Annotated in this window: 7 protein-coding genes and 1 pseudogene; 5 read left to right on the top strand and 3 right to left on the bottom strand. The window is 39.5% G+C overall.

Annotated features, from left to right (window positions below; translation table 11 throughout):
- From IQ274_RS35510 to IQ274_RS35490, 5 genes are all read left to right on the top strand, one after another.
- Positions 1–2,325, top strand: a 2,325-nt coding sequence (locus tag IQ274_RS35510; RefSeq protein ID WP_194145143.1) for a condensation domain-containing protein, incomplete at its 5' end; no start/stop codon positions are given.
- A 1-nt stretch (position 2,326) separates the two neighbouring features.
- Positions 2,327–6,700 (top strand): non-ribosomal peptide synthetase, encoded by a 4,374-nt coding sequence (locus IQ274_RS35505; protein ID WP_194145142.1) that lies wholly within the window; start codon positions 2,327–2,329, stop codon positions 6,698–6,700.
- A 31-nt stretch (positions 6,701–6,731) separates the two neighbouring features.
- The gene (locus tag IQ274_RS35500) at positions 6,732–8,135 is read left to right on the top strand and encodes an aspartate aminotransferase family protein (RefSeq protein ID WP_163926794.1); all 1,404 of its coding nucleotides are present in this window, start codon (positions 6,732–6,734) and stop codon (positions 8,133–8,135) included.
- 55 nt (positions 8,136–8,190) lie between these two features.
- Positions 8,191–8,949 (top strand): class I SAM-dependent DNA methyltransferase, encoded by a 759-nt coding sequence (locus tag IQ274_RS35495; RefSeq protein ID WP_163926793.1) that lies wholly within the window; start codon positions 8,191–8,193, stop codon positions 8,947–8,949.
- Positions 8,950–8,981: 32 nt separating this feature from the next.
- Positions 8,982–9,206, top strand: a complete 225-nt coding sequence (locus IQ274_RS35490) for an MbtH family protein (RefSeq protein ID WP_163926792.1) — start codon at positions 8,982–8,984, stop codon at positions 9,204–9,206.
- Positions 9,207–9,422: 216 nt separating this feature from the next.
- Here the strand turns inward: IQ274_RS35490 and IQ274_RS38215 are convergent, their stop codons facing one another.
- The 3 genes and pseudogenes from IQ274_RS38215 to IQ274_RS35475 all read right to left on the bottom strand — a co-directional run bounded on the left by IQ274_RS38215 (position 9,423) and on the right by IQ274_RS35475 (position 12,245).
- Positions 9,423–9,647: a hypothetical protein gene (locus IQ274_RS38215; RefSeq protein WP_175586457.1), complete on the bottom strand. Its 225-nt coding sequence runs from the start codon at positions 9,645–9,647 to the stop codon at positions 9,423–9,425.
- Between the two features lie 198 nt (positions 9,648–9,845).
- A pseudogene (locus IQ274_RS35480) lies at positions 9,846–10,014 on the bottom strand (ISAzo13 family transposase); the annotation flags it as partial.
- Positions 10,015–10,157: 143 nt separating this feature from the next.
- Positions 10,158–12,245 (bottom strand): ATP-binding protein, encoded by a 2,088-nt coding sequence (locus IQ274_RS35475; protein ID WP_194145141.1) that lies wholly within the window; start codon positions 12,243–12,245, stop codon positions 10,158–10,160.
- Positions 12,246–12,358 lie beyond the last annotated feature (113 nt).

The following is a 12,358-nucleotide window of genomic DNA, read 5'->3' as shown; positions in this document are numbered from 1 at the left end:
AATGAATACGGGCCGACAGAAACAGTTGTCGGTTGTTGCATTTACCAAGTACCGACAGGAGAAAATCTTTCTACTTCAGTCGCAATTGGTAATCCTATTGCTAACACCCAGTTATATGTGCTTGACCAATACTGTCAACCTGTACCGATTGGCGTGGTGGGTGAGTTGCACATTGGTGGCTTGGGATTAGCTAGAGGTTATCTCAATCAGCCAGAATTGACAGCACAAAAGTTTATTCCTAACCCATTTTCTCAAATACCAGGGGAACGACTTTATAAAACAGGTGATTTGGCGCGTTACCGACCAGATGGGGTTCTGGAATTTCTCGGACGAATCGATGACCAGGTAAAAATTCGCGGTTTCCGCATTGAGTTAGCAGAAATTCAATCCGTAATTCTAGAGCATTCAGGGGTAAAGGAAGCTGTAGTCATAGCACGAGAAGATGTTCCAGGTAACAAACGTTTAGCTGCATACATTGTTTGGAATGCAGAATCACCCAGTTCTATCGACGTTCTGCAAAGCTTTGTGTCAGAGAAACTGCCTGATTATATGGTTCCCTCGGTTTTTGTACCATTAAAGGCTCTGCCTTTGACAAATAATGGCAAGGTAGATACAAAAGCATTGCCAGCACCAGAAGAAGTTAGAGCCGAATCAGGTACTTTTGTTGCTCCTACTACGCCGACGGAGAAATTACTAGCAGACATTTGGACTAAGGTTTTGCGTGTGGAACGGGTAGGTATCCACGACAATTTCTTTGAGTTGGGCGGCGATTCTATTTTGAGTATCCAAATTATTGCTAAAGCTAATCAAGCTGGTTTGCAATTGATTCCCAAGCAAATGTTTGATAACCAGACAATTGCAAAATTGGCAGCAGTGGCGGGTACGGTTCGCACTATCCAAGCAGAACAAGGATTAGTGACAGGTGATGTATTTCTCACCCCGATTCAACACTGGTTTTTTGAGCAAAATCAACCTGAGCCACACCACTGTAATCAGGCAATTCTGCTGGAAATGCGGCAAAATTTCGACACAGAGGTTTTAGAACAAGTAATGCAGCAGTTGATATTGCATCATGATTCACTGCGGCTGCGTTTTGTCAAGGAAGTTTCTGAATGGCAGCAGTTTATTGCTCCTCCTAGAGATATTACAGTGACACGCTGCGATTTTTCTACATTGCCACAGCAGGAACAAGAATTAGCGATCGCCTCTACAGCCACAAAATTACAAGCTAGTTTCAATCTCTCAGAGAGTCCGTTAGTACAAGCGGCTATTTTTGACCGTAGTGCAAATCAGCCCAGCTACCTACTACTAATCATTCACCATTTAGCCGTTGATGGTGTTTCTTGGCGCATTCTCCTAGAAGATTTCCAAACTGTTTACACCCAACTACAAGCGGGTGAGGCAATTAAATTACCAGCTAAAACAACTTCCTTCCAGCAGTGGGCGCAAAAGTTAAAAAACTACGCCCAGTTAGATGAACTTCAAAATGAACTAGAGTACTGGTGTGCAGAATCCCGTCGTCACGTTTCCCGCATCCCAGTAGATTTTCCCGGAGGCGAAAACACAGTTGTTTCGGCTCGTACTATATCTGTTTCCTTAAGTGTGGAAGATACCCAAGCTTTATTACAAAAAGTACCAGCCGCTTACCAAACTCAAATTAACGATGTATTACTCACCGCACTGGTACAAACTTTTGCTGAGTGGATAGGAGAGCCAACACTACTTTTAGATTTAGAAGGACATGGGCGGGAAGACATCTTTGATGATGTGGATTTGTCACGAACTGTCGGCTGGTTTACGACCATTTTCCCAGTATTATTAAACTTGCCAGCAACTTCTGACCAAGCTACGACGGTAAAAACTATCAAGGAGCAATTACGCGAGATTCCCAATCGCGGAATTGGTTATGGTGTACTGCGTTATCTTAGCGATGATGAATCAATCGCAGAAAAACTGCAAACTCTACCTCAAGCTGAGGTGTTGTTCAACTACTTAGGACAATCTGATCAAGTCCTTTCAGAATCATCAACCTTTAGTTTAGCTGATGCAGATATTGGCTCTGCAAGCAGTCCAAAGGGAAGCCGTCGCCATTTATTAGATATCAACGCCATTGTAGTTACAGACCGATTACAAATCAGTTGGACTTACAGCAATGCGATTCATCGCCAAAGCACGGTTGAGAATCTAGCTGAGAATTTTATCAAGGCATTACTCTCTTTAATTCACCAAGTTTCTGAAAATAACTCGCTCCCAGCAGATTTATCAGACTTTCAGTGGAGTGAAACTGACCTCGAAAACATCATTGCAGCAATTGGAGACGTTTAAAATGGGTATGCAAAATGTAGAGGATTTCTATCCTCTTTCACCAATGCAGCAGGGATTACTTTTTCATACCCTATCTGCACCAGATACAGGAGTTTATTTTAATCAGTTAGTATGTACTCTTTCTGGACAACTGAATATTCCTGTATTTGAACGAGTTTGGCAGCAGGTAATTCAGCGTCATTCAATTTTACGGACTTGTTTTCGCTGGGAAGGTTTAAAAGAACCTATACAAGTGGTGCTGCGTCAAGTGCAACTGCCTTTAAAACATTACAACTGGCAGGGCGTTTCATCTACTGAGCAGCAAGAAAAGTTAGAAGCTTTTTTAGAAAGCGATCGCACTTTAGGTATTGATCTCTCCCAAGCGCCGTTGATGCGTTTGGCGTTGATTCAAGCCAGCGAAAATACTTACCATTTTGTCTGGAACACCCATCATCTAATTACCGATGGTTGGTCTACATCAATGTTGCTGGAAGAAGTTTTTAAATTTTATACTGCCTTCTGCCAAAATGAAGAATTACGGTTAGAGCCTCCCCGTCCTTACCGCGATTACATAAAATGGCTACAGAAGCAGGATTTGTCAAAGGCTGAGACTTTTTGGCGACAGACATTGAATGGTTTTTCTGCTCCTACTAACCTCCGTATTGAAAAAACACTGACTATTAGTCATAGCCAAATAAAAAACCATGCAGCCCAACAAATAAAATTATCAGCTAGTCAAACCGCAGCAATGCGATCGCTCGTTCGTCAGCAGCAAATTACCCTCAATACTTTAGTACAAGGTGCTTGGGCTTGGCTGTTGAGCTATTACAGTGGCGAGAAAGATGTAGTTTTTGGTGTCACCGTCTCTGGTCGTCCGGTAACGCTGGCGGGTGCAGAATCTATGGTAGGATTGTTCATCAATACCTTACCTCTGAGAGTGCAAGTAGCAGCAGATACTTCTGTTGTAGCTTTGCTCAAACAGATTCAAGCTAAACAGGCAGAAATTTCTCAATATGAATACAGTCCGTTAGTACAGGTGCAAGGGTGGAGTGAAGTCCCACGGGGAATGTCTTTATTTGACAGCATCTTGGTATTTGAAAATTACCCGGTGGACACTTCAAAACGGCAAATTGATAATCTAGAAATTTTGAATGTTGTTACCGATGAACGGACAAACTATCCTTTAACGGTGACAGCCGTACCTAGCCAAGAGTTGTCATTAGAAATTGCTTATGATCGCGATCGCTTTGATGATGATGCTATAACTCGGATGTTAGGACATTTGGGCAATTTGTTAGCAGGTATTCTAGCTAATCCTGAGCAGCGCCTGTCAGACTTGCCTCTATTGACAGAAGCAGAAAAGCATACTTTATTAGTTGAGTGGAATAATACTGAAATTGATTACCCACAAGACCAGTGCATTCATCAATTATTTGAAGCACAGGTAGAAAAAACACCTGATGCTGTAGCGGTAGTATACGAAAATTACTATTTTACTTATCAAGAACTAAATCAAAGAGCAAATCAACTCGCCCACTATCTGCAAAAACTGGGAGTAGGGCCAGAGGTACTGGTGGGGATATGTGTAGAGCGTTCCTTAGATATGATAGTTGCACTCTTGGGAATTCTCAAGGCTGGCGGGGCATATCTGCCACTAGATCCAAATTACCCCCCTCAACGTTTAGCTTTCATGCTCCAAGACGCTCAAGTAAAAATACTACTTACTCAAGCACACCTGTTAGATACATTACCTCCTCATCAAGCCGAAGCAATTTGTGTTGATAGAGACTGGAAAATTATTAATAATGAAAGCCAAGAAAATATCAATAATCAAGTTTCACCTATTAATAACGCTTACATTCTTTATACATCTGGCTCAACGGGTCAACCAAAAGCAGTTATTATTGAACATCAAAATGCTATTGGCTTAATATATTGGGCAAAAGAAGTATTTAACGACCAAGACATAGCTGGTGTTTTAGCATCAACGTCTATCTGTTTTGATTTATCAATATTTGAAATATTTGTGCCTCTAAGTTGGGGTGGCAAGGTAATTGTTGCAGAAAATTTGTTGCATTTACAGACTTCAGTTGCTGCTCAAGAAGTAACTTTAATCAATACAGTTCCATCTGCGATCGCTGAATTACTAAAAATTGATAGTATACCCGCTTCTGTACGTACCATTAACTTAGCAGGTGAACCTTTGCCTCAACCATTGGTGCAGCAGTTGTATCAAGAAACTTTTGTGCAAAATGTCTTTAATCTTTATGGCCCTTCTGAAGACACAACCTATTCTACATTTTCTTGTATTAAGCCAGAAGATGATCTAGTCACCATTGGTCGCCCAATTGCTAACACCCAAATTTATATATTGGATAGTCATTTACAACCGTTGCCAATTGGTATACCTGGTGAGGTATACATTTGTAGTACTGGTCTTGCACGAGGCTATCTTAAACGCCAAAAACTAACAGCAGAAAAGTTCATTAGCAACCCCTTTAGTAATAAGCACGGTGCGCGTCTATATAAAACTGGTGACTTAGCGCGTTACCTACTTGATGGTAATATAGAGTTTCTTGGACGCGTTGATCATCAAGTAAAAATTCGTGGCTTCCGGATTGAACTAGGAGAAATCGAAGCTAAATTAGCTCAACATTCCGTTGTCCAACATAGTGTGGTTGTAATTAGGGAAGATAAACCTGGTGATAAGCGTTTAATAGCATATATTGTTCCTAATACTGGCAATTTTGATTCAGTAAATAATACCGAACTAATACCACATTTACGCAAATACTTAAAAGAGAATTTACCAAAGTACATGGTTCCTTCTGCTTTTGTATTACTGGAAAAATTACCACTTACACCAAATGGTAAAATAGACCGCAAAGCACTTCCTCTACCTGGCCAGACTTATTCTAATATTGAAACAACTTATATAGCACCACGTACAGCCATCGAAGAACAACTAGCGAAAATTTGGGCTGAATTGCTAAAGGTTAAACAAGTTGGAATTGAAGACAACTTTTTTGAATTGGGAGGGCATTCATTACTACTAACACAACTTATTTTTCAGATTCGACAAACTTGGAAAATAGAACTACCTTTAAGCAGTTTGTTTGAAATGCCGACAATCGCTAGTTTAACACAGAGTATTGAAACAGCTCAAAAAATGGGTTTTTCTACTCTTGCTATTACTCCGAATAATCAAATCGATTGGCAAACAGAGGCTGTTCTTGATCCTACAATCCGTCTGGAAATACCAATTAAATATCCAACTCAGCCTACTAACATTTTATTAACTGGAGCTACAGGTTTTGTCGGAGCATTTTTGCTTTATGAACTACTGCAACAAACTCATGCAGATATCTATTGTTTAGTACGTGCTGCTAATGCAGAAGAAGGCAAAAAAAGAATTCAAAGCTGCCTCGAATCATATTTGCTTTGGAATGAAACTTTTAGTTATAGAATTATTCCCGTTGTCGGAAATTTGTCTAAACCACTTTTAGGACTTTCGAGACAGGGATTTCAAGAATTGACTGAATTAATTGATGTTATCTATCACAATGGTGCATGGGTTCATCATACTTCTCCATATTCCACACTCAAGGGGGCGAATGTATTAGGAACTCAAGAAGTTTTGAGGCTAGCAAGTCAAGTTAAAATCAAACCTGTACATTTTATATCAACTAATGGGGTATTCTCTCCCGAAGGTTATTCTGGCATAAAAATAGTTCAAGAACAAGATAACCTCAATGATTATCAAGTGCCATCTGGCGGCTACACGCAAAGTAAATGGGTTGCCGAAAAGTTAGTTAACATTGCACGCGATCGCGGCCTTACTGTAACTATACATAGGATAGGACGTGTTTCTGGACACAGCAAAACCGGAGTATTCAATCAAAATGACTTTTTATACAGATTAATCATCGGCTGTATAAAACTTGAAAAAGTGCCAGATGGCAATATGATTGAAGATATGGCTCCTGTAGATTATGTGAGCAAAGCCGTAGTCTATTTATCCAGACAAGAAAAATCTATAGGGAAGGCATTTCACTTTGTAAATTCCCAACCTTTTCATTCAATTAAGCTGATCAAATTACTCCGCTCCCTTGGCTATCCACTGCAACAAATTTCTAATGACCAATGGCAAGCAGATTTGATTAACATTGCTGAACACTACCCAGAACATCCACTATATCCACTTGTACCCTTGCTGAGTGAACAGAATCATAACTCAGCAGTACTAAAGTTTGATTGCCAGAATACACTCGATGGGCTAGCAAATACCTCTATTATTTGCCCACCAATCGATGATAGTTTGCTTAATACTTACTTGTCTTATCTTATGCAAAAAGGATTTTTGGAGGCTCCCAAACATAAATTGATCAACATCTAATGCTTTATAAAATTCGCCACACATTAATACTATGCAATTAACAAATTCAACAACTACAGCCAAGGTGAATCCTCAACAGCAGTATCTAGAAAACTTTATTGCCCGTTATTCCAAACGGACACAAACATCGAAACAGCTAACTCAAGCATATCGTTCTGTGCTTGCAGATAGAAGAAATTCTATCGGATTTAACAAAACTATTAAAGAAATAGTCTATCCCATTATTGGCAAACGTGCTTCTGGTTCTAAAATTTGGGATGTTGATGGAAATGAATATATAGACCTGTTGATGGGCTTTGGAGTAAGTTTTTTTGGTCATAATCCACCTTTTATTAAAGAAGCCATACAAGAGCGGCTAGAACAAGGTATACATATAGGCCCACAATCAGATTTAGCTGGTGAAGTTGCAGAGTTATTCTGTAAACTAACTGGTATGGAACGGGTAACTTTTAGTAATACAGGTACAGAAGCCGTAATGACGGCACTACGTCTAGCACGCGCTACAACAGGCCGCCAAAAAATTGCTATGTTTGCAGGCTCTTATCATGGACATTTTGATGGCACTTTAGTTAAAAGACAGAAATTAGACGACAATCTAGTTGTAGTTCCACGTTTTCCCGGTGTATTGCCTAATGTAGCTCAAGATGTTTTAGTTTTGGATTATGGTGATTTTAAATCGTTAGAAGTAATCAAAGCTTATCAACATGAATTAGCTGCTGTTTTAGTTGAACCTATTCAAGATGAAAGACCAAATATACAGCCTCAAGAGTTTTTGTTGCAATTAAGAGAAATCACCCAAAAATCCGGTACAGCATTAATATTTGATGAAATGCTTACAGGCTTTCGCCTTCATTTAGGTGGAGCGCAAGCATGGTTTGGTGTTAAAGCAGATATAGCAACTTATGGAAAAATTATAGGTGGTGGTTTGCCCATTGGAGTTATAGCAGGCAAAGCAGACTACATGGATAGAATTGATGGTGGAATATGGAGCTACGGGGATGCTTCTTTCCCGCAAGTAGAAACAACATTTTTTAGCGGTACTTACTGCAAACATCCCTTAGCTATGGCTGCTGCTAAGGCAGTGCTTAACTATTTAAAAAATCAAGGCACTGCTCTTCAAGAAAAGGTAAATCAACGTACTTCCCAGTTTGTAGAAAAACTGAATAGTTACTTTCAAGCAGATGGAGTACCAATTCGGTTAGCAAATTGCGGTTCTATGTTTAATTCTATTCCTTTAGGAAATACTTCTGATTCTGGAAATTCTACTTCAGAGAATATAGACTTGATATCCTATCATCTTCTATATCAAGGAGTTTTCCTAATAGGAAATGGTGGTTTTATGTCGACAGCGCACACCGATGAAGACCTGGAATATGTAATTGAAGCAGTTAAAAGTACTATCAATGAACTGCGAAAAGGTGGTTTATTACCATAGTTATAACGTTAGTAATTTTAATTAAAAAAGAAATTAAAAATCGGAGTACAGGTAAATGGTTACAATCAATTCTAATCCTCAATATGACTCTTGGGCTAAGATTTATAATGAATATTGGGGCCTAAAGTATTGCCAGCATAATTTGCCTCCTTTTGAAAAATTACTACAACAATATAAGATTCTTGAAGGAGCAAATATTCTTGATTTATGTTGTGGTACAGGACATATAGCACAGGAATTAATCGAGCAAGGCTATCAAGTAACGGGCCTTGATATTTCAGAACCAATGTTGCAATATGCTCGTGAAAATGCACCTAATGCTAGATTTATTCATGATGATGCTAGATTTTTTAACTTACCGCCTACTTTCCACGCAGTTATTTCTCCTAGCGCTAGCCTTAACGACATAATAAGCATTGAAGACCTGCAAAAAGTCTTTATGCAGGTGCATGATAGTTTAGTAGTTAACGGGATTTTTATGTTTGGATTAAAACTAGAAGATGGTTACAAATCTTGGAATGGTAAAATCGCTGAGGGTGATGTGAAACATGATTTCGCTTGGTCTTGTCGCTATAGCCATAATCCTAAAGAAAAAACAGGAGAATTTACTATTACTATTTTTCAACCGTTAGGAGGCAGTTGGCAGCGTTTAGATATTAATAATTTAGTTAGAGCTTATTCTCAAGCAGAAGTTATACCTGCTCTTCAGAATGTAGGCTTTACTGATATTAATGTCTACGATGAAGAGGGAAACATAGCAGATTATCAATATAATAGCTACGCTATTTTTTCAGCACGAAAGCAATCTCAATAGATCATAAATAAATATTTGGAGTAAAAAAAATAATGAGTAACGCAGATACTGAAGATACAACAATTTACAAAGTTGTAGTTAATCATGAAGAGCAGTATTCTATTTGGCCTGTTGATAGAGAAAATGCCCTTGGTTGGACAGATGCAGGTAAAACTGGGATAAAATCAGAATGTATGGAATACATTAAAGAAGTATGGACTGATATGAGACCCCTAAGTTTGCGAAAGAAGATGGAGGAGTTATCTAAGAAAAATTAATAAGGAGTATCTCAGTTTTTGCAATACTTCTCGGTTAAGGTCAAAATTCATTTATCTTATGTATATCAACTGAACAAATTAGAACAGGTAAGGAATTAATCGTTTTGTGCATTGCCTGTAAACTTCATACTCATCACCAAAGGTATGAATGGCACTAAGAAAAGCTGAAATAGTTGCCTGGCAAGGGGTTTAGAAAACCTAGAACCGCAAAGTTTGCTAGAGAAGTATTTTCTCAAGATTTCTCAAGTAAGCTTGAGGATTTCGACGGAATCGAAGTTGTTCAATGCGATTAAGTTGATGTTGGCGTAAATCAGAGCGTAATTGTTGCCAAGTATGAACACAAACTTGAGCCAAATCCTGGGCGGTAAAAGAATGAAGTGCAGTAGCAATGGCTGAAGCTAACTGGACTGTTCCTCGAATTACAAGTGATGAAGGAGCCACTTTACGACCGGTACAACGACGTTGATGATGTCGTAAAACACCAAATGTTTGTTCAAGGTCATTATTGGTTCGAGGTAAACCTTCAACTTCGTAACAATGAAACAGTCCAGGCCAATAACTACGAGTAAGAATGGCGCTAAGAAAAGCCGAAACGCTTGTGGTAGTGTGAGTTGAGTAGTGGGTGCATTGGTGACATACAATTGTAGTCCGCGATAGTCCAGTTGCTTTTCGCTTTCTGGCTTACGCCTCCCCACCCCAGGCTTCGGGCTTCAATTGCTGCCCAAATACGCCGTGTTTTCTCGTTCAAATAGGGCTTTAACGAATCATATTTGTCTTGAATGCTTGCGACTACCTGCCGATCAGACATATAGGTCTTTCATTCGCTTACATTCTGATGATCTAACTATTTGGCAAATTGTTCAAGTTATTTTTACATGATGCCTATTAGCCAGTTAGCTTTAATTTCGCCGACCTACTTAAATCAATGAAATGCTTACGCTGTATTCATTTTTAATTTTTAATTCCGCCTTGCGGTACTAGCCTTGCCTTAAGGGGGATAGAAACAATAAATTCAGCCCCTTGTCCTAAAACGGATACACATTCTAACTTTCCTCGATGCTTTTTAGTCACAATCTGGTAACTAATAGATAGCCCTAAACCAGTGCCTTTACCAACAGCTTTGGTAGTGAAAAAGGGTGTGAAGAGTTGCGATCGCACATTTTCACTGATACCAGAACCGTTGTCAGCAATGCGAATGACGGCTAAATTGCCTTCAACAGTAGTACGAATTGTAATGATACTTGGCTGAAGTGCGATATCTGCATAAGTCCGATGTTCGTTAAATTCCTCTAAAGAGTCGATCGCATTGGCGAGCAGATTCATAAATACCTGATTCAGTTGGCCAGGGTAGCACTCTACAGGTGGCAGGTTGCCATATTCCTGTATTACCTGAATTCCGGGAGAATCTGGCTGGGGTTTGAGCCGATTTTGCAAAATCATTAGAGTACTATCAATGCCCTCATGGATATTAACGGCTTTAACATCAGCTTCGTCTAGGCGGGAAAAGTTTCGTAAAGATAATACAATTTGACGAATGCGATCGGTTCCCACTTGCATGGAAGCTAACAGTTTCGGTAAGTCTTCCATCAAAAAATCTAAGTCAATTGCATCTATTTCATTTTGAACTTGAGGTGGTAAATTCTGGTTTTGCTGCTGATAAAGTTGTACTAAACTCATCAAGTCTTTGACATAATTATTTACGTAAGTCAGGTTGCCGTAGATAAAGCTGACTGGGTTATTAATTTCGTGAGCAACACCTGCCACCAACTGCCCTAGGCTAGACATTTTTTCGCTTTGCACCATCTGAGACTGGGTAAGCTTCAATTCATCAAGCGTGTGTTCTAGCTGCTTTGCTTTCTCACGCGCTTGTGTTTCCGAAATTTCTAACTCCTGGGAGTATATGTGCAAATTTGTGTAGAGTCGAGCATTTTCTATAGAGATGGAAACTTGCGAAGTTAATAAGTTCAGTACTTCTAATCGATCTGCGGTAAAGACTCCGGTAGTGAGGTTATTTTCCAGGTAAAGAACTCCAGTTAGCTTACCCTGATGAGAGAAAGGCAAACACAAAATTGATTTAGGTTGATTGGCAACAATATAATTGTCACTTACAAAACGCTCTGCGTGGCTAGCATCGTCTAAAACCAAATTTTCTTTTGTTCTTTCAACATAGTTAATCAGCAAAACTGGTAGCTTATGCTTTACTTGAAACAGACTAGACGATCGCACTGTTACTTGATCTCGATCAATGCTTCCTTCGGCTTCGATCACCCACTGGTTATCCCGTTTTACAAGTAGATAACCCATTTGGGCACCAGCATTCTCGATCGCGATCGTCATCATTTTCTCCAGCAGAGGATTTAACTCCATCTCGCTTGAGAGTGCCTGCGATGCTTTAATTGCTGTGCTTAAATCTAAAGTTTGGGTTTTAGCTCCAGAAATATCCCGAATCTGCTTTGTAGCTGTACTACGCCCATTTACCTCCCCGACTGGATCTCTAAAAAGTTGGGAGTATTGTTCATCCAGTTGTCGGACTTTACCTGTAGCTTCCCACTTGAGATAGCGATAGCGGGCTTCTTTAAAATAAACTTTGGCAAAGTTTTTTCTATCCTTGTCCCAGTAAAATCGAAATGCGAGTTCGTTTGCTAAGGCTTCATTTTGTAAATAACCGTTTTCGGCAGCAGAAGCGATCGCCTTATCGTACAGCTCCATTGCCTGATAATCTTGTTTAGAAATCCGAGCAATTTCAGCTTGAATCAGCAGAAACTTGTGTTGATAATTAGTTGGGCAGTGCATTGCCCATTGCTGGAATTTTTCTAAGTTGGCATTTAGTTTATGCAGATAAATGACTTGAGTTGCGGTATCTGCTTCCACATAAGCCTCTGCTAAGGCAATACTTTGGTGAAAATAGAAAACAGGATTAATAAAAATTCCTCGCGCTCCCGCAACAAATTTTTCGGCATTCTCTGCATACTCAACAGCTTTGCTATACTCTCCATACCAGTTACAGAGTGCCAGTTTATAGATGTAAGGGACTTCCAAAGAATAAATTATTCCAAGAAAAACAAGAGACAGGTTTTCTCAAGAATGATAATCATTTTAAGGGGGGAGAAAAGGGGTTGCCGAGGGCAACCCCTTTTCTCCCCCTCATCTAT

Source organism: Nostoc sp. LEGE 12447, from assembly GCF_015206985.1.
Taxonomy (GTDB): domain Bacteria; phylum Cyanobacteriota; class Cyanobacteriia; order Cyanobacteriales; family Nostocaceae; genus Nostoc.
This window is presented reverse-complemented; position numbering and strand designations above follow the sequence as displayed.